The following is a 16,941-nucleotide window of genomic DNA, read 5'->3' on the forward strand; positions in this document are numbered from 1 at the left end:
CGGCGCTACCCGAAACTGGCCGTCAGGCTGCCGACCGTCATGGCCCAACCATCCACCAGCACGAAGATCATCAGCTTAAACGGCAGCGAAATAACCAGCGGCGACAGCATCATCATACCCATGGCCATCAATACCGAGGCCACCACCAGGTCGATGATGAGAAAGGGAATAAACAGCATAAAGCCGATTTGAAAGGCGGTTTTAAGCTCGGACAACACGTAAGCCGGCATCAGCACCGTGAAGGGTATTTCGTCCGGCTTTAAGGTCAGCGGCTCATCGGCAATGCGCAGCATCTGCTCAAGTTCGGGCTCCTTGGTCTGCTTGAGCATAAAGGTGCGAAGCGGTACCTCGGCTCGGGCAAAGGCGTCCTTGAGGGTGATCTGGTCATTATCGAACGGCACGAAGGCGTTGTCGTAAATGTCGGTCCAGACCGGGCGCATGATAAGGATGGTAAGGGTAAGAGCAATGCCCACCAGCACCCTATTCGGCGGGCTTTGCTGCAGGCCAAGGGCCTGGCGAAGCACCGACAGCACGATGATGATGCGGGTAAAGCTGGTCAGCATCAGCAGCATGGCCGGCAGGAACGACAGCGCCGTCATCAGCAGCAAGATTTGCACGTTCAGGCTGTAATCGTCGGCGTCCGAGCCGTGCTTGACGCTGAAAATAGGCAGGTCTGCCGCCAGTACCGGTACCGGCAGCAGACTGACTAAAAGCCAGAACAGTTTTTTCATGAGCCGCTGGACAGTTGCTTGAGGCTGAGTTCGTCCAGGACTTCGGTGAGGCGAAGGCCGTATTTACCGTCAACCACCACCACTTCGGCCTTGGCCAGCAGGGTGCCGTTGACTCTTACGTCCAGCGGGGCGCCGGCGCTTTTATCCAGCGGCAGCACTTCACCGCTGCCCAGGCCTAAAAGTTCGCCAAGGCTGATTTCCACGCTGTCTACTTCCAGGGTCAGTTTGACCGGGATGTTGCGCAGCAAGGAAAGCTCGGCAGCGGCCTTGGCCGGCTGCGCTTTGTCGTCCAGCAGACCGTCGAGGTGGTCGTCGTCGAAATTCAGGTCGTCCAGGATGTCGTTTTTCTTATCGCTCATTTTGTTTCTCCAATGCCGTCGCCAATACGAAGTACCAGTTGATCGCCCTGCTCTGCCAACTGGCCACGCAAGCAGCTGACTTTGCCAATCCGTGCCGAAACGGTTTCACCCATCTCGATAGGCAGGATATCTCCGGCCTTGAGCTTGCCAAGCTCGCCAAGGCTTAAGGAAAGCTGCGCTACCGTGACCTTGAGTTTTACCGGAATGGCGTGGGCACATTGCTCAAGCTGCGGCTTGAGGGTAGACGGCATCACCGCCAGGGGTTGAGGGTTGGGGTCAAAATCGGTTGACCAACTGCACAGCCAGCGCAGCTGCCCCTCCCCCACCTTGATGGTGAGTTCGGCGCCCACTTGCTGTTGCTGGGGCGAGCGGTTATGCCACTGGCTTTGCCAGCCTTCGAGCTTGATACCCAGCTTGCCAAAAAAGGCGCCAAGCATACTGTGCAGTATCTTCTGGGCAAGCCTTTCTTCGGTTTCCGAGACCTGGCGCCCTTCAATTTTTTTAACCGGTGCAAGCTGGCCGCCAAAAAAGAGCTCGGAAAGACTGAATAAATCGCTATGGGCAAAACCCATGGACACCAGCGGTTCGCTTTTATGGTCCGGGCCTGCGCCCAGCCAACATTCGGCGTCCTGGCCCTGGCTCTTCCAGGGCGACAGGGTGATTTGAACACCGGTGTCGTTAAAGAGATGACGGCAATGCACACTGAGTGCATCAGCCACGTGGGTGTTTAACCTGTTGAGGGTGGCGCACAGCGCGGCCACCCGCCGGTTTTCACCAAGCAGGTCAAACTGTGGGTATTGTGCGGCCTCGGCGCCTTTTATAAAGCGCTTACCCTGACCGCCCAGGGTTTTATCCTGCATGCATTAACTTCCCAAACTCACGAAAAAGAGCTCCCCTGCATCTAGCAAAGCGTCCCGATGCGGGCTGGACTTAAATCTATTCTCCATTATTTTGACTCATAAAGATAAGTCACTAATCCCTTAGAACAATTGACAGCAGGCAGCGCCATGAAAACCTTAACCGAATACTTAGCCCAATACGCCGGCTACCACCGGGATAAACACAATATCCTCACCCATTTGGTGGGGATCCCCCTGATTGTGATAGCGCTCAACGCCTTATTAAGCCGCCCTGCCCTTTGGTTAGGCCCGCTGCCGATAAGCCCAGCCAGCCTGTTGACCCTGCTGGCTTGCCTTTTCTACCTGCGCCTTGAATGGCGCCTGGGCAGTTTAATGACGGTGCTGATGGTTCTTGCCCTTTTTTGTGGTGAGCGGCTTGCCGCCCTTAATACCGCCGCCTGGCTTGGCTGGGGCATAGGGCTTTTTGTTATTGGTTGGGCCTTTCAATTTATTGGCCATTACTTTGAAGGCCGCAAGCCTGCCTTTGTCGACGATATTGCCGGCCTGATTGTCGGGCCGCTGTTTGTGGTCACCGAACTGCTGTTTGCCGCTGGCTTGCGCCAAGAGCTAAAGCGTCAGGTTGAAGATAAGGCTGGGCCGCTGCACTGAGTATAAAAAAGCGCCTGAGGGCGCTTTTTTATCGCCCGGGCCTTCCTTACACTGGCGCCTTCAGTAAGGAGCCCTTCATGACCTTTCACAGCGCCTTGTCGTTCTTTTTGGCCATTTATGTATTCTGCCTGACCCCAGGCCCCGGCGTCTTTGCCATTTTGTCGCGGGCCCTTAGCCGCGGCGCTGGCGCTTGTTTTTGGCTGGGCCTTGGCATGATCAGCTCCGATATTCTTTACCTGCTGGCCGCCTGTTTTGGGCTGGCCGCCATTGCCACACACTTTTCAAGCCTGTTTATGGTTATCCGCTTTGCCGGCGCCGCTTACCTTTTGTACCTGGCGTATAAAATGTGGTCGGCGCCGGTCAGCGCCCTAGATGACAACGCCGGCGACAACAAAACCCAAGGGGTGATGAGCTTTGTGCAAGGAATGGCGATTTCGCTGTCCAACCCCAAGGTCATCCTTTTTTATATGGCCTTTCTGCCCACCTTTATGGATTTATCCAGCCTCACCGGCCAGGGGATTGCCCTGGTGGTGGCGCTGACCTTTTGTGGCCTGCTGCTGGGGGTTTTTACGGTGGCGCTTTTTGCTGCCAAAGCAAGGCTTTGGTTTCGCTCGGACCGAGCCATGAAGGGGCTTAATAGGGGGGCTGCCAGCTTAATGGCCGCGGCCGGCCTGTTTCTGGCCAGCCGCGGTTAGTGAGGGTTATTGGGCAGCAGGTGCTGGCCACATGGCATCAATCCAGCCTTGCCAGATACCAAGGCGCACCGGATCGGCTCCCATGGCGGTGGCCCGCCACAGACCGTACTGCTCAATCTGTTCGGTGGTGATGCCATAAGAGGTGGTGTGCATGTAGCGGCTGCCGTCGCTCCTTACTCCAAGCGGGGTGCGGGCACTGTCGAGACAGTAGCGGAACCCGGCAATAGGTTCGCTCTCACCCAGTTGGGTATTGTTCGGGTCGCAGCGGCGCCAATCTTCCGCTTTGGTGTCGGCATAGAGACTGTTGAACTGGTTGATAGCGCCGTTCACGACCATCAGATACAACCCTGGCGTCAGCTCATCGAGGAAGGCAAAGGGCGACCCGGCGTGGCCGAACTCGCTGTCACTGTCGATAAAGTTGTTTACCGCCAAGTGTTTGGCTACCTGGGCCCGGCCATAACGCCCCTGGTTAGCCACCAAGTCGCTCTCTGAAGGGTCATAAAGCACGATGTCGTTGTTAACGTACTGGGCCGATTTAATGCGCCCTTGCAGCAGACGAATATTGTGCTCTTGCTGGGCCGCTTTTGCCGCCGGCGTTGCCGAGCCCACAGTATTGGCCGCCAGTTCGTCAAAGAAGGTCAAATAGGGCCAGTCCATGGGGTAGTTCACCCAGCCACTCTGGGCGCCCGGGTTGATGGTCATTTGCAGCTGATACCACTGGTTGGAGCGGTAATACGAGCCCATCAGGTTGTTCGCTTCCCAGGCCTGATACCACTCGCGGGTGAAGTTACCGGCACTGTCCTTGTCCGCCTGATAAAGCATATGAGGGGCGAGATAGAACACGCTCGGGGTATTAAAGGGCCAACCATGGGCCTCGCCCCGCCCTTTCCACTGGCCCGTTGCCTGGTCAACCTCGCCGATAAACCATTGCTGGTTGCCTTCCAGGTGATAGTGCTGGGCCAAGTCCCATTGGCGCACACTGTTCCAATGCAAAAGGCTGCCCATGGCCCGTTCGATAAAGGCATTAGTACCAAAGGCGTTGGCGGGCTTACCGGCAATGGTATTGGCGTCGATACGGCTACTGAGGTTAGCCGCACCTACTTGCGCGCCGTACTGGCTGTAAGGCGCGATATGGTCGCCACGGCCGCCGCCCAGGAAGCTGTAAGACTCCCAACCAAACTGGGTAAACATGGCCATGATTTGCTCGCGCTCCAGGGCGCTAAGCTGGCTCCAGTCCGCCGGGTTGGTGGCATTTTGGTGGGCGGTTAACCAATCAATCAGCCCCTGATAACGGCCTTTGGGGTCCCAGTGGCCGTTAACAAATTGGGCGCCGCCGTCAAAAGCCCCTTCAGTATTGGCGGCAACCGGCCACACATCCAAGGGATGCACCTGGGGCAGCCAGGCATTCCAATCAGGAAACTGAAGCGGTACCGGCATTTCCCGCACATTGAGGGTGGCGTTAGCGTCCATCACTTGGTCTACGTCATCCTGGGTGATATCTGCCAGCGCATTTTTACCAAACAGCGCTGCCGCTGCCGCTGCCGGAGAGGCAGCAACCGCCTCGAGGCCGGCACCAGCCGACCAACCCACAGCGCACTGCGGGTCGTCGCAATCCAGCCCCGGGCCTGGCTGGTAAGGAGGGTTCCAGGGCCGTGCCTTGTCTACATAAGGCACCTGCGTCAGGGAATAACGCAGGAAGTCGGCTATCTGCTGGCCCTGCTCAGCACTCAAGCCATGAAAACGGCTGCGCTGAACAATGGCGTTGTCGGAGTAATTGAAATATTGCAGATCCCAACCGTCCTCGGCGTGGCAAGACGAGCAGCTGGCATGAATAGTCCGGTTAACAATACTGGATTTGGTCAAAAGATCTTTGCCGTACCACAGAGCTTTACCAGCTTCGGCATCATCTTTATTTATATTGTCAGCCGATCTTTCAAGCTGTGGATCTACCCTGGTTATTTCATCAGTTGATACCTTTTCATTATTGGCATCGGTAATTTCAATATTGAGAATACGAAATCCGTTTGACTCGCCATCGGTACCATTAAACCGAAATTGCACCCGGTTTAGTGCCGGGCTCGCCACCAGGCGCTGGCGCATGGCGCTGTCTAAAATCAGCGCCATATTAACGGTGTAAAAGCCGCCGTTAATACCTCCTTGCACCTTAACGGTATCTTCCACTTCCAGATTGGCATCGGTGACATCAACCCAGGGAATGTCGGCGCTGTCATCCATCCCCCCCAGCACCCTGACGCTGGCAATCACGTTACTGACCGGGCCATCGGTATGCTCATACTCCGGCGCCCCATAGCTGCCACAGCGGTGGCATTGAAACCAGAGCTTGTCCGCCTGGGCAAGGCCTGTGCTGTCAAGGCTTAAGGCAACGTCTTTAACCAGCGGGCTGGCCGGGTTGCCATCCCCCAGCACCTCAACCGGCAGGGTTAATTGATGGCTGGTAGTGACCGGTTCCGGGATGGCAACCGGCTCAGGAGTGGGGTCATTGGCTTGTTGAGTCTGGCTGGCGCCACAAGAAGAAACCGCAGCGAGCATTAACGGAATGAAATACCGCAGCGATACGGATTTAGGTATCTGGCTTTTTTTCATCTAAGCGTCCTCCCAAAAGATTTATCGAATTATGGGAGAACCACGACCATTAACCGGCGTTAATTTAACGTTAAACAGAGAAATAACAAAAAAGGAGCCGCAGCTCCTTTTTGAAATCAGGCATTCATTATTCCGTAAAATAAATAGCTGCTATAGCCAATGTAAATCAGCAAAAGAATTAAACCCTCAAAGCGATTAATTCGCCCTTGGCGTTTAAAACCATAGCCCATGATAAACAGCAATACCGTCAGCACGGCCATCACCAGCCAGTCGCGGTGCAGCACCAGCGCCTCTACGCTCATGGGTTTGATGGCCGCTGCAATACCCACCACCGCCAGGGTGTTGAAGAGGTTGGAACCAATCACGTTACCAAGGGCGAGATCGTGTTCGTTTTTACGCACGGCGGCAATGGAAGAGGCAAGCTCCGGCAGCGAGGTACCGATGGCAACGATGGTAAGGCCAATCACCAGGTCGCTCACCCCCAGGTGGTGGGCAATGGTTACCGCGCCCCATACCAAGATGCGCGAGCTGATAACCAGCAATACCAGCCCGATAACAAGCCAGGTAAGAGCCGGCTTTAAGGCCATGGGCTGGCTGTCTAAATCCAGGTCCACTTCCTGGCCAATGGCATCGCCACGCTGGCGAAGGCCTTGGACAATACTCCAGCCCATCAGCAGCGCAAATACCCCCAGCAGGATGCCAGCGTCCAGGCGGTCAAGCTCACCGTCCATCAGCAGCGCACCAGACAGCAGGGTAATGGCCCCCAGTACCGGCAGCTCTTTTTTGATGACCTGAGACTGCACCGCAATGGGACTTAGCATCGCCACTAGGCCGAGAATAAGGGCAATGTTGGTGATGTTGGAGCCATAGGCATTGCCAAGGGCCAGATCCGGGTTGCCGTCCAGCGCCGCCAAGGCCGAGACCACCATCTCCGGGGCCGAGGTGCCAAAACCTATCACCACCATGCCGATAAGCAGCGGTGGCATACCGGCATAGCGAGCGGTGGCGGCGGCGCCATCCACAAAACGGTCGGCACTCCAAACCAGCAGCGCTAGGCCGCCTAAAATAGCCAAGATGGCAAGTAACATCAGTCAACATCCTTGTTAGTGAGCGCGCTGCCGGGAGCCATGGTAAGCACCCGCTGCGGGAAAGGAATGGTCAGCCCGGCCGCTTCAATTTGCTCCTTGATACGCCGGTTCATGTCCCAATAGAGCGGCCAATAGTTATCCACGCTGGACCACAGCCGCAGCTGCAGATTAACGCTGCTGTCTCCCATGCTTTGCACCATCACCTGAAAGGCGGGATCTTTCATGATCCGCTCTTCGCTTTGTGCAAGCTCAGTCAATACCGCCAGGCCTACCTCCAGGGAATCGCCGTAGGAAATGCCCACAATCAAATCCATGCGGCGCTTGCCATTGCGGCTGAAGTTCTTGATGGGAGAGCCCCACAAGCTGCTGTTGGGGGCACTGATGTAGAGGCCGTCCGGGGTTTCCAGCACAGTGGTAAAGAGCCCAACTTCCCTGACCGTGCCAGAGAAGCTGGCGCACTCGATAAAATCGGCCAATTTAAAGGGTCGCAAAATCAGCAGCATGATGCCGGCGGCGATATTGCTCAGGGTGTCTTTAAGCGCCAGGCCCACAGCAAGGCCAGCAGCACCCAGAAGGGCTATCAGGCTGGAGGTATTAAAACCAAGGATATCAAGAACAATCACCACCCCCACCAGGTAAATGGCGTAGGCAGCCAGGCTGCTCAGCAAGGGTACCAGGGTAGCATCCAGGCGGTGCAGGCGCTGATGAGCTTTGCTGACAGAGCGCCGGGCCCAGCCAGACAACACCATGGTCGCCAATACCACCACGATGGCCAACAAGGCCTTGTAGCCCACGTCCATAATGAGTTCGGCATGGCTTTGCCAGAACGCCTGAAGTTTTTCGGTCAAGATGGTCACCCCAAAAATCGTAAGACAGGGGATCTTAAAGGCTGAAGAGGTAAAAATCAGTACGGTAAAAGGGGGATTTAGCTCGGAAAAAGTTGAATAGGGCCGGCAAAGCCGACCCTGACAAGGTTAATGGGTGCGGTAATTGCCGACCAAGCGCTCCAACTGCCCGGCATAGCCATTCAATTGGTTGGCATGGCTAAGGGTTTTTTCCGACAGCTCCCGGTTCTTGTTGGAACCGTCCGCCAGCGAAACCAGAGTTTTGTTGATGTCTTCGGCAACAATTTGCTGCTCGTGAGCAGAAGCGGCGATGTCGGTGTTAAACCTGTTGATGTTAGATACGGCTGCCAGGATGGCGCTGAGGTTCTCGGCAAGCTCGGCTACCGCATCAGCGTTGTCGGTAGCACTGGCGCTGCTGAGCTCAATCACGGCGCTGGCCTGAGCGGCATTGCCCTGCAAGGTGGCAATCATCTGGTGAATTTCTTCGGTAGAGGTTTGGGTGCGGCTGGCCAGTGAGCGCACTTCGTCGGCGACCACCGCAAAACCTCGGCCTTGCTCACCGGCCCGGGCTGCCTCTATGGCCGCATTAAGAGCCAGCAGGTTGGTCTGCTCGGCAATATGCTGGATAACCTCGAGCACTTTACCGATGGCGTCACTGGCTTTACTCAACTCGGTGATCACCGCTTTGGCATCCCCCAGCTCCTCTGCCTGCTTACCGATTGCCGCTTGCGTGCGGGCCAGCATTTTTTGCCCTTCACTGCCCTGCTGGTCGGTCTCGCGGGTGAAACCGGCTGTGTCTTCGATGCGGTTAGCTACCTCAGCAATGGATTGGCTCATCTGCTCAATAGCAGCGGCCACCATGTCGGTATCCTTGACCTGTTCGCCCTGGGCCCGGTCAGATTCTTCAGCCAAAGCAGACATGGACTTAGCAGACTCGGTCAAGGTACACGCCATTTGTTTGACTTGGCTAACCGTCTCATGAACTTGGTCGAGCATTTTGTCAAAGCCTCGAGACATTACCGCCAGTTCGTCATTGCCGGTGGCGTTGAGGCGCAGGGTAAGGTCGCCGTCACCATCGGTGATTGCCTGCAGGCGGCTGTTTACACCGTTTAGGGGCAATGTCACCATCTGGCGCAGCAGCATCAGCAACACCACAATCAAAATGGCGCCACCGATAACAAAACCGCCCAGCAGCCACAGGCTTTTTTGCCAGATGATGCCACTGACTTCACGGTTATCAATACCGGTAACAATCTTGTAGCCCCAAGGAGTGAAGTCGGTCTTGGCCAAGGTCCAATTCGCTGCATCCCCAGACAAGACCTTGGCAATGGTGCTGTCATCCTGGCTGGTAGAATGAAAACGCACCCGCCCCAGGTTGTCCTGAAGAACCACAAAGCCTTTAGTCATGATCCGGCTTTCTTCGACAAAGCGCTCAAGTACCGCCATGTCAGCTTTATAGCCCACGTACCAGATACCAATCACCTGCCCAGCGCCATCGCGCATGGGCTCGTAGCCAGTCAGGTAGGGCGACCCCAGGATATCCACCTGGCCATAAAAAGCCTGCCCTTGACGAATAGCAGCCATGGCCGCGCCAGATGGCGCCAGCACAGTACCGGTAGCACGCTGCCCGTCTTTTTTGACATTGGTTGAGACGCGGACAAAGTCGTCACCGGATTTAACGAACAAGGTTGCGGTGCCGCCCATTTTCTCGGTCAGGCTGTCCACCAGTTGGTATTGATTGGCTTGGCTTTGGCTACCCAGCAGCAGGTTGGGCACCTGGCGGCCCATCACCGACACCTCACTACCCAAGGCAGGCGTACCCAGTTGCAAACCCATGGTTTTCAAAACCGCCATGGAGCTGTGCACTTGAGCCAGCATCAATTGATTGGTGACGCTGAGGATGCGCTGAGTTTGATCAGCCGCTTTTCTGGCCTGCCGATTGGCTGTTTCCAAGGTTTCCTGGCGAGTTCCCAGCACACTGGCAACACTCAGCAAAATCACAAAAACGACAAGGAGGGACAAAATGGCGAGAGAAAACTTACGGGCGATCGTCATACTGGCTCCGACATGTTGATAATGGCTTATCGACATCCCGCCGATAAATACGCATTGGTTAGTAGGATTCCCTCCCGGGCGGTACATTGCCGCCAAATTTGACACTGGGTTAAAGACCGAGCAAAAGTCTCAGGTATTTTACCCCACACAGGGCATTTGGCGCCTCTATTTTTGTACAAATGCTAACCAGCTCGCATCCAGGCAGGCCGGCATTCAGCAATCGTCTTACTAAACAGGATAAGATGAACGGCAGTGCCATCCGCCATTCGCCATTGGGGACGCCATGCGTTTTTTGATAGCCCTGCTGTTCGTGACTACCTTTCCTGCTTTTTGTGCGGTTTTTCCGATGCCTGCAGCCAATCAGGCCCTCATCGGTAAACCCAGTACCTACACCGTTAAGCAGGGTGATTCCTTTGAGAAAATCGCCCGGCGTTTCGGCGTTGGTCCTTTGAACATCATCGAAGCGAACCCGGGACTGGACCCTCTGCTGCCCCCTCCCGGTACCCGCCTTACTTTACCCACGGCATTATTGCTGCCGAATGTGGAACGCAGCGGCATCGTCATCAATCTGGCTGAGCTGCGTCTTTACTATTTCGACAACAGTGCGAAAAAACTTTATGTCTTTCCGGTAGGTATTGGTCGTATCGGCCTGGATACGCCCCTTGGTGTGACCAAGATCGTACAAAAGGAAAAGAACCCCACTTGGACCCCCACCCAAGGCACCCGCGACCGCTTCGCCGCCGAAGGTAAATCCCTTCCCGATGTGGTACCTGCAGGGCCAGACAATCCGTTGGGGCTTTTTGCCATGCGCCTGGGCTTTGGCCATGGAGAGTATCTCATTCATGGCACCAACCAAGATGTAGGTATTGGTATGCGGGTAAGCGCCGGTTGTATCCGCCTTGAGCCCAAAGATATCGAGAGTCTTTTTGCCATGGTGCCAGCCGGTACTCAGGTAAGGATCATCAACGAGCCGGTAAAAACGGCCAAAGAACCCGATGGCCGCTTCTATATGGAAGTGCACAAGCCGCTGTCCCGCACCGGGCAAGACACCCAGGTATTGACCCTGTCACGCACCCAGCAACGGCAGCTGAGCGAGAAAACCATAGACGACAGTAAGGTACGTGAAGCGCTGCGACTGCAACCGGGGGTACCGCAATTGGTGGGATGGTTGAACTAAAATGAGGTATTAAAAAAGGCGCCAGCGGCGCCTTTTTTTATTTTTTGTAGTAGGTCGAAGACATATTGTCGATGCGCTGGTTGGCCCTTTTGGCCTCCATGCTGGCCTGTTCGGCGGCAGCTTTGGCATCTTGTACTTCCTGCTTCAGCATCGCCTGATCGGAGGCAATCTTATCTACCTTCGAGCTCAGCTGGTCGAGCTTGTTGGACAACATCTCACTTTGGCTACTGGTGTTGCTGGAGCAGCCAAAAAGTGCGGTAGATGCCACAACCAGGGCAGCCAAAGTCAATGTACGCTTCATATCCACTCCTTTTTCTTTAGGTGACAATCATTTATCGCTGAGTTTAGATTCGCTGGCTAGAGTTTGGCATAAAAATAAAAATCTGCTTCAGCTTCGTTGTCACCCAACCACCTAGCGCTCCAGGGGGCCGTAGTCTCTGTCCCTCGAAGGGCAAAAGTCGTGAATTTCATTTGAAAAATCAGGAAGTTCATCTTCGACTCGCTGGTCCTTCAATGGTTGCTGCTCCGCTAAAACCAAGGGCTTGGGCAGTTTCTTCTTCACATTTTTCTCGTTCATCTTTCGCCTCCTTGTGCTCTGTGGTCATAAAGCTTTAGTTCATCGGCAAGGCCACTGGCAAGCACATTTTTTCACCAAAAAGAGCAAGTTGTTCTTGCACAAGAAAATCTCTTTTTACGCTACCGGCACTTTTTACCCACCTAAAGCTGGCTGACCGACAACCGCACACAGTGACGTGACCAGCGTTCCCCGAAACAAGGCGATCCGACTAGCCGATAGAGCAAGAACAAAAAAGTCATTAATTATCAAAGTGATAACCAGTTATGACTCAAATCCTTATCGCATCACCTTTAACAGACGTTTTACCTCTCCCCCCTTACTAAGGCCGAGTCATTCCGCGATACTGATTCGTATTAAGTTTTAAAGCTTAATAAAAACAATGACTAACCATGGCGAAACGACCATGGAGACAACCTGGTGGTAAAGGCGTCTCAGCCGCTTGTGAAAAAGCGATAGCACCTATCGGTGCATTTAGTTATCGCGATAATCATTATTGCGATAACTTAGTCCTCGTTCTCAAAACCAAACCACTTAAGAGGAAAACATCATGAAAGGCATTACCAAAATTCTTGCTGCTTCTGCTTTGGCTCTGACTGTAAACAGCGCCTTTGCCGCCACCGACACTCATACAGAACGCCACGTTGCCGCTTTCCTGAAAGCGCTGAACAGCAGCGGTGGTAAACCGATGCAGGATTTGACTCCCAAAGAAGCCCGCGCTGTGCTGACTAACGCCCAAAAAGGCGCTGAGCTGCCTCCTGCCGATGTCACCACCAAGGTCATTCACACCAACGGTAAAGACATCAAACTGGTGATTGTGCGCCCCCAAGGCAGTACCGGTGACTTGCCTGCCTTCATGTTCTTCCACGGCGGTGGCTGGATCCTGGGTGACTATCCCACTCACGAACGGTTGATCCGTGACTTGGTTGTCCGCTCCGGCGACGCCGCTGTCTACGTTGACTACACCCCGTCACCGGAAGCCCATTACCCTGTTGCCATCAATCAGGCTTATGACGCCACTAAATGGGTTGCAGAACACGGTAAAGAGATCGGTGTTGACGGCAGCAAGCTGGCCGTTGCCGGTAACAGCGTCGGTGGCAACATGGCAGCCGTTGTCAGCCTGATGGCCAAAGACAAAGGCACCCCCCATATCCGCTTCCAGCTGCTGCTGTGGCCGGTAACCGATGCCAACTTTGATACCGGTTCTTATAAGAAGTATGCCGAGGGTTACTTCCTGACCCGCCCGATGATGAAATGGTTCTGGGATGCCTATACCACCAACCCCAAAGACCGCGCTCAGATCTACGCTTCACCGCTGCGCGCCAGCATCAAAGAGCTCAAAGGCCTGCCGCCGGCCCTTATTCAAACCGCAGAAGAAGATGTGCTGCGTGATGAAGGCGAAGCCTACGGCCGTAAGCTCAACGCTGCCGGTGTAGATGTCACTTCCGTTCGCTACAACGGCCTCATCCACGACTTCGGCCTGCTCAATGCCCTGGCTGACGTACCGGCAGTAGAAGCCGCCCTCGACCAAGCCGGCACCGCGCTCAAAGAGCACCTGAAATAACAGCGCCGCTACAAAAAAAGGCCCCATCAGGGGCCTTTTTTACTCTTTGCTCTGCAAGATACTGCCAATCGCCTGTTGGCAAATATGTTCGGCGAGCTGCTCATCAGCGACCGCCCTCGATAGCGACAAAGCACCAACCAAAATACAAAGCCAAACCGTCGCCCTGTTTTTTTGTTCCAGTTCGGTATCCCCCGGCGCACAGGAGGTCAGCAGCGCCATCAGGTTACTCACGCCACTGTTAAAAAGCCCTTTTACCGCCGGTTGTTGGCGAGAGACATCGGCGTTCAAGGCTGCCAGCATACATCCTTGCTGCGGCGTGTCACGGTGATCGGGGGAAAGGTAGTAATTGACCAGCGACGGTAGCCCCTGTTTGACCAGCAGTTGCCATTGAAGGTTGTTTTCTTCCAGCATCAACTCCAAAGACTGGATAACCAGTTGCTGCTTCGATTCAAAGTGGCCGTAAAAGCCGCCTCGGGTCAGCCCGGCAGACTGCATCAGGGCATTGACACTGACCCCGTCAAACCCCCATTGGCGAAACAGCTGCGACGCACTCTCCAAAACCCGCTCGTGATTGGCCTGAGCTTCAGCCCGCGTGACTTTCATAATCGATTCCTTTTTTATTTGTCCTGCCGGAACCTCGGCCACTCCTAGCCAAGTTCATATGCCCAGCGGCGCTGCATTATGTATTTTGTCGCTTGCCTTTCGGCTAATCCCTGTACAAAGGTAACGGAGAATCGAGCGCAGATTGGAAATACTCTGTTATCAAGAGCATGTAAATAACGGTGATTAACCTATTGTCTGAATTTGTATAAGTTAAAGCCTTAAGGAAAAACCGTAGCCAGCGCACTTAATTATCGCTATTAGTATTTTTCAATAGCCTTAAAGTACTACGCAAGATTAACGTTATTAACGTTACAATCTCCTGCGTTCTGGCAGAGTATGCGGATATGCATTGCAAAGCAGCCATATTTCATCAAACATAGATGACACTTGACATGTTCCCTTTTTGGAATTGATTTAGTCCTCTCATGCCATGATAAATAAATATCCTTTTGCCACATTATTGTCTTCAGGGGTCAGCCACGTATTGCTGAAGGCACTGATATTGCTGGCTACACTGGCTATTTTTATTATCGACACCCTGACATCCTTGGATATTGCCGTAGCCGTACTTTATGTGGCGGTGATCCTGATGGGCATTAGACTGTTTAGCCCAAAAGGCCTGTTGCTGATGTCCATCGCCTCCATCGTGCTGACCGTCTTTGCCTTTTTCTTATCCCACGGTATCGATTTCGAGTCATCCGCTTTTGCGCGATGCCTGGTCAGCCTGGCCGCTATTTGCATCACCTCGGCCTTGGCCATGGGTAATAAAAGCTTCCAGGACGCCCTCAAACGCCAGGTACAGATGCTTGGCCAAACCCACGACGCTATTATCCTGACCGACCTGCAAGACAAGATTGAGCTGTGGAACCCTGGCGCCACCAGCCTTTATGGCTGGCACTTTGACGAGGTAAAGGGGCGCAGCAGCGACGACATACTGGCGACCCAATACCCATCCAATCGCGCTGAAGCTAAAGAATGGTTGACCGCCCATGGCCAATGGGAAGGGGAGCTCACCCAAATCGGTAAAGACGGGCAACCGGTTATCGTCTCCAGCCGCTGGTCTCTTATCCGGGATAACCAGGGGCACCCCACCCGCATTCTTATCACCAACAACGATGTTACCGACCACAAACAGGCCGATGCCGCCCTACATCAAGCACAAAGCGAGTTGGCGCACGCCGCTAGGCTCAGCACCCTGGGTGAACTGGCCGCCTCTTTTAGCCACGAGATAAACCAGCCGCTGGCCTCCATCACCACCACCGGCGAAGCCTCTTTGCGCTGGTTAAAGCGCGACCCGCCAGACCTCACGGAGGTCACCGATTGCATGAACCGCATCATTACCGAGGCGCGCCGGGCCAGTGAAGTGATCAAACGCATACGTAACCTTGCCCGCAAGACCGAGCAGGTTCACGCCCCCTTGGATCTACAGGATGTGGTCAAGGAATCACTTGCCTTGGTTGAGCGCGAACTCAAAGCCGAGAGGGTCATCGTCAAAACCCAGCTCAAGGCTACACCGGTGATGGGCGACTACATTCAGTTACAACAGGTTGTGATTAACCTGCTGCTTAACGCTATTCAGGCACTGGCCAGCAACGAGCAGCGTTACCGGCAGATATCCGTGGTACTGAGCGACGCTGACCCGGTGGTTTGCACCGTGAATGACAACGGCCCCGGCTTATCGCAAGAGGTGGCTGGCAACATGTTCAAGGCCTTTGTCACCACCAAGGCCACCGGCATGGGTATGGGATTGTCGATTTGCCGCTCCATCATCGATATGCATGGCGGCGCCATCAATGCGCAAAACCGCGAAGAAGGCGGGGCCAGCGTGGTATTCACGCTCCCCCGGTTAGAGGAAGTAAGCAGTGATTAAAGCCAGCACCAACACCGATGGCACTCAGGTTTTTATTGTTGACGACGAGCAAAGCGTCCGCGACTCGTTAAGCAGCTTGTTGCGCTCTGTGGGGCTGGTTGTCAAAGCCTGCTCGTCTACAGCCGAGTTTCTGAGCTTTGACATGCCCAAAAATCCCTGCTGCCTGATTTTGGACGTGCGGCTGCAATGCGCCAGCGGCCTGGATTTTCAGCGCCAATTGGCCGACCAGGGCATTATGGTCCCCATCATCATGATCACCGGCTACGGCGATATCGCCATGTCGGTGCGGGCCATGAAAGCCGGCGCAGTGGATTTCCTGGCCAAGCCCTTTCGTGACCAGGATTTGCTAGATGCGGTGATGGCCGCCTTAGACAAAGATCAAAACCGCCGTTCCAGCGAGCTGGAAAGCTTTGACGTTCAGCAACGTTTTGACACCCTTACCCCTCGTGAGCAGGAGGTGATGCAGCTGGCGGTATCCGGGCTGATGAATAAACAAATCGCCGGTGAGCTTTCCCTGAGCCTGATTACGGTAAAAGTGCATCGCGGCAACGCGATGAAAAAAATGAAGGCAAAAACCTTCGCCGAGCTGGTCAGAATGTCTGAATCGCTCAAAAAATCAGCAGAATAAGCAAAGTCTTTTTTATACCTCAGTATGATGTTGCTCTGGTGTTGATTGCGCTATCGTGTAGCAGTCGGTTTATCCCGGCCTTTCTCACTAGACAGGTATGCCGTTTTGTCGACCCCATCGTTAGTTGCAATCATTGATGACGAAGCCCCAATAAGGGCTGCGTTAAATAGCTTGGTAAGAGTGCTGGGATACCAGGCTGTGGAATTTGATTGCGCCGAAGCTTTCCTCGCATCTGCGGCTTATAGCGACAGCCAATGCCAGTGCCTCATCGTCGATGTGCAAATGCCGGGCATGAGTGGCCTGGAACTGCTGGATAAGTTAAAAAACGAAGCAAACCCGCTGCCCGTTATCATTATCTCGGCGCATTTTGAGAGCAAAACAAAGCAAAAGCCGGAAGGCGCCCTTTGCATGCTCAGCAAGCCTTTTTCTGCCGAGCAAATGATTGCCTGCCTTGACGAGGCCTTAAGCGCCTAACCCCGTATTGCCTCTTTAAGCTACCTAAGGGCCCGCATTTGGACCCTTAGTTTTAGCGCGTATTGTCTTTGCACCGCGATGGTATCACTGCCCAAAACAGGCGAATTTCAGATAAAAAAAACTGGCCATTCAGGCCAGTTGTCGCTTAAAGGCTCGCCGAAGCGAC

Annotated in this window: 17 protein-coding genes; 7 read left to right on the forward strand and 10 right to left on the reverse strand. The window is 54.3% G+C overall.

Annotation, left to right across the window (positions count from 1 at the left end; genetic code table 11):
• Positions 1–5: 5 nt before the first annotated feature.
• From fliP to AC22G1_RS14260, 3 genes are read right to left on the reverse strand one after another with little or no spacing between them, the layout of a single operon-like run.
• Positions 6–731, reverse strand: coding sequence for a flagellar type III secretion system pore protein FliP (gene fliP / locus AC22G1_RS14250; RefSeq protein ID WP_487313951.1), 726 nt, complete (start codon positions 729–731; stop codon positions 6–8).
• On the reverse strand, positions 728–1,090 hold the full coding sequence (gene fliN, locus AC22G1_RS14255) for a flagellar motor switch protein FliN (RefSeq protein WP_487313952.1): 363 nt from the start codon (positions 1,088–1,090) through the stop codon (positions 728–730). Before fliN ends, fliP begins: the two co-directional genes overlap by 4 nt.
• The gene (locus AC22G1_RS14260; protein WP_487313953.1) at positions 1,087–1,950 is read right to left on the reverse strand and encodes a FliM/FliN family flagellar motor switch protein; all 864 of its coding nucleotides are present in this window, start codon (positions 1,948–1,950) and stop codon (positions 1,087–1,089) included. Before AC22G1_RS14260 ends, fliN begins: the two co-directional genes overlap by 4 nt.
• 147 nt (positions 1,951–2,097) lie before the next feature.
• Between AC22G1_RS14260 and AC22G1_RS14265 the strand changes: the two genes are divergently transcribed.
• Both AC22G1_RS14265 and AC22G1_RS14270 read left to right on the forward strand, forming a co-directional pair.
• Positions 2,098–2,598, forward strand: coding sequence for an Mpo1 family 2-hydroxy fatty acid dioxygenase (locus AC22G1_RS14265; RefSeq protein WP_487313954.1), 501 nt, complete (start codon positions 2,098–2,100; stop codon positions 2,596–2,598).
• Between the two features lie 77 nt (positions 2,599–2,675).
• Entirely contained in the window at positions 2,676–3,293 is a 618-nt protein-coding gene (locus AC22G1_RS14270; RefSeq protein WP_487313955.1) for a LysE family translocator, read from the forward strand.
• A gap of 6 nt (positions 3,294–3,299) precedes the next feature.
• Here AC22G1_RS14270 and AC22G1_RS14275 read toward each other — a convergent pair whose 3' ends face one another.
• From AC22G1_RS14275 to AC22G1_RS14290, 4 genes are all read right to left on the reverse strand, one after another.
• Positions 3,300–5,897, reverse strand: a complete 2,598-nt coding sequence (locus tag AC22G1_RS14275; RefSeq protein ID WP_487313956.1) for a hypothetical protein — start codon at positions 5,895–5,897, stop codon at positions 3,300–3,302.
• Positions 5,898–6,013: 116 nt separating this feature from the next.
• A complete protein-coding gene (locus AC22G1_RS14280; RefSeq protein WP_487313957.1) occupies positions 6,014–6,985 on the reverse strand; it encodes a calcium/sodium antiporter in 972 nt (323 codons plus the stop codon).
• Positions 6,985–7,833, reverse strand: a complete 849-nt coding sequence (locus tag AC22G1_RS14285) for a mechanosensitive ion channel family protein (RefSeq protein ID WP_487313958.1) — start codon at positions 7,831–7,833, stop codon at positions 6,985–6,987. Before AC22G1_RS14285 ends, AC22G1_RS14280 begins: the two co-directional genes overlap by 1 nt.
• 126 nt (positions 7,834–7,959) lie before the next feature.
• The gene (locus tag AC22G1_RS14290) at positions 7,960–9,885 is read right to left on the reverse strand and encodes a methyl-accepting chemotaxis protein (RefSeq protein WP_487313959.1); all 1,926 of its coding nucleotides are present in this window, start codon (positions 9,883–9,885) and stop codon (positions 7,960–7,962) included.
• 346 nt (positions 9,886–10,231) lie between these two features.
• Between AC22G1_RS14290 and AC22G1_RS14295 the strand changes: the two genes are divergently transcribed.
• Positions 10,232–11,062: a L,D-transpeptidase family protein gene (locus AC22G1_RS14295; protein WP_487313960.1), complete on the forward strand. Its 831-nt coding sequence runs from the start codon at positions 10,232–10,234 to the stop codon at positions 11,060–11,062.
• 37 nt (positions 11,063–11,099) lie between these two features.
• Here AC22G1_RS14295 and AC22G1_RS14300 read toward each other — a convergent pair whose 3' ends face one another.
• The gene (locus tag AC22G1_RS14300; RefSeq protein ID WP_050658400.1) at positions 11,100–11,363 is read right to left on the reverse strand and encodes an Lpp/OprI family alanine-zipper lipoprotein; all 264 of its coding nucleotides are present in this window, start codon (positions 11,361–11,363) and stop codon (positions 11,100–11,102) included.
• A gap of 111 nt (positions 11,364–11,474) precedes the next feature.
• Positions 11,475–11,639 carry a hypothetical protein gene (locus tag AC22G1_RS14305; RefSeq protein WP_157052901.1) on the reverse strand — a complete coding sequence of 55 codons (165 nt, stop codon included), beginning with the start codon at positions 11,637–11,639 and terminating at the stop codon, positions 11,475–11,477.
• A 547-nt stretch (positions 11,640–12,186) separates the two neighbouring features.
• Here AC22G1_RS14305 and AC22G1_RS14310 point away from each other — a divergent pair.
• Positions 12,187–13,200 (forward strand): alpha/beta hydrolase, encoded by a 1,014-nt coding sequence (locus tag AC22G1_RS14310; RefSeq protein WP_487313961.1) that lies wholly within the window; start codon positions 12,187–12,189, stop codon positions 13,198–13,200.
• Positions 13,201–13,239: 39 nt separating this feature from the next.
• On the opposite strand, the gene AC22G1_RS14315 is transcribed toward AC22G1_RS14310, so the two are convergent.
• Positions 13,240–13,803: a TetR/AcrR family transcriptional regulator gene (locus tag AC22G1_RS14315; RefSeq protein ID WP_487313962.1), complete on the reverse strand. Its 564-nt coding sequence runs from the start codon at positions 13,801–13,803 to the stop codon at positions 13,240–13,242.
• A gap of 547 nt (positions 13,804–14,350) precedes the next feature.
• On the opposite strand from AC22G1_RS14315, the gene AC22G1_RS14320 reads away from it, so the two are divergent.
• The 3 genes from AC22G1_RS14320 to AC22G1_RS14330 all read left to right on the forward strand — a co-directional run bounded on the left by AC22G1_RS14320 (position 14,351) and on the right by AC22G1_RS14330 (position 16,775).
• Positions 14,351–15,673, forward strand: coding sequence for a PAS domain-containing sensor histidine kinase (locus AC22G1_RS14320; RefSeq protein WP_487313963.1), 1,323 nt, complete (start codon positions 14,351–14,353; stop codon positions 15,671–15,673).
• Positions 15,666–16,301: a response regulator transcription factor gene (locus tag AC22G1_RS14325; RefSeq protein WP_487313964.1), complete on the forward strand. Its 636-nt coding sequence runs from the start codon at positions 15,666–15,668 to the stop codon at positions 16,299–16,301. Before AC22G1_RS14320 ends, AC22G1_RS14325 begins: the two co-directional genes overlap by 8 nt.
• Positions 16,302–16,406: 105 nt before the next feature.
• Complete coding sequence (locus tag AC22G1_RS14330; protein ID WP_487313965.1) at positions 16,407–16,775, forward strand: response regulator transcription factor; 369 nt, start codon at positions 16,407–16,409, stop codon at positions 16,773–16,775.
• Positions 16,776–16,941 lie beyond the last annotated feature (166 nt).

Source organism: Gallaecimonas zhanjiangensis, from assembly GCF_057624825.1.

Bases quoted from the DNA above. Each gene is read 5' to 3' on its own strand.
- AC22G1_RS14260 (WP_487313953.1), bottom strand. From the start codon at position 1,950: ATGCAGGATAAAACCCTGGGCGGTCAGGGTAAGCGCTTTATAAAAGGC.
- AC22G1_RS14290 (WP_487313959.1), bottom strand. From the start codon at position 9,885: ATGACGATCGCCCGTAAGTTTTCTCTCGCCATTTTGTCCCTCCTTGTC.
- AC22G1_RS14310 (WP_487313961.1), top strand. From the start codon at position 12,187: ATGAAAGGCATTACCAAAATTCTTGCTGCTTCTGCTTTGGCTCTGACT.
- AC22G1_RS14265 (WP_487313954.1), top strand. From the start codon at position 2,098: ATGAAAACCTTAACCGAATACTTAGCCCAATACGCCGGCTACCACCGG.
- fliN (WP_487313952.1), bottom strand. From the start codon at position 1,090: ATGAGCGATAAGAAAAACGACATCCTGGACGACCTGAATTTCGACGAC.
- AC22G1_RS14280 (WP_487313957.1), bottom strand. From the start codon at position 6,985: ATGTTACTTGCCATCTTGGCTATTTTAGGCGGCCTAGCGCTGCTGGTT.
- AC22G1_RS14315 (WP_487313962.1), bottom strand. From the start codon at position 13,803: ATGAAAGTCACGCGGGCTGAAGCTCAGGCCAATCACGAGCGGGTTTTG.
- AC22G1_RS14270 (WP_487313955.1), top strand. From the start codon at position 2,676: ATGACCTTTCACAGCGCCTTGTCGTTCTTTTTGGCCATTTATGTATTC.
- AC22G1_RS14300 (WP_050658400.1), bottom strand. From the start codon at position 11,363: ATGAAGCGTACATTGACTTTGGCTGCCCTGGTTGTGGCATCTACCGCA.
- fliP (WP_487313951.1), bottom strand. From the start codon at position 731: ATGAAAAAACTGTTCTGGCTTTTAGTCAGTCTGCTGCCGGTACCGGTA.
- AC22G1_RS14275 (WP_487313956.1), bottom strand. From the start codon at position 5,897: ATGAAAAAAAGCCAGATACCTAAATCCGTATCGCTGCGGTATTTCATT.
- AC22G1_RS14295 (WP_487313960.1), top strand. From the start codon at position 10,232: ATGCCTGCAGCCAATCAGGCCCTCATCGGTAAACCCAGTACCTACACC.
- AC22G1_RS14305 (WP_157052901.1), bottom strand. From the start codon at position 11,639: ATGAACGAGAAAAATGTGAAGAAGAAACTGCCCAAGCCCTTGGTTTTA.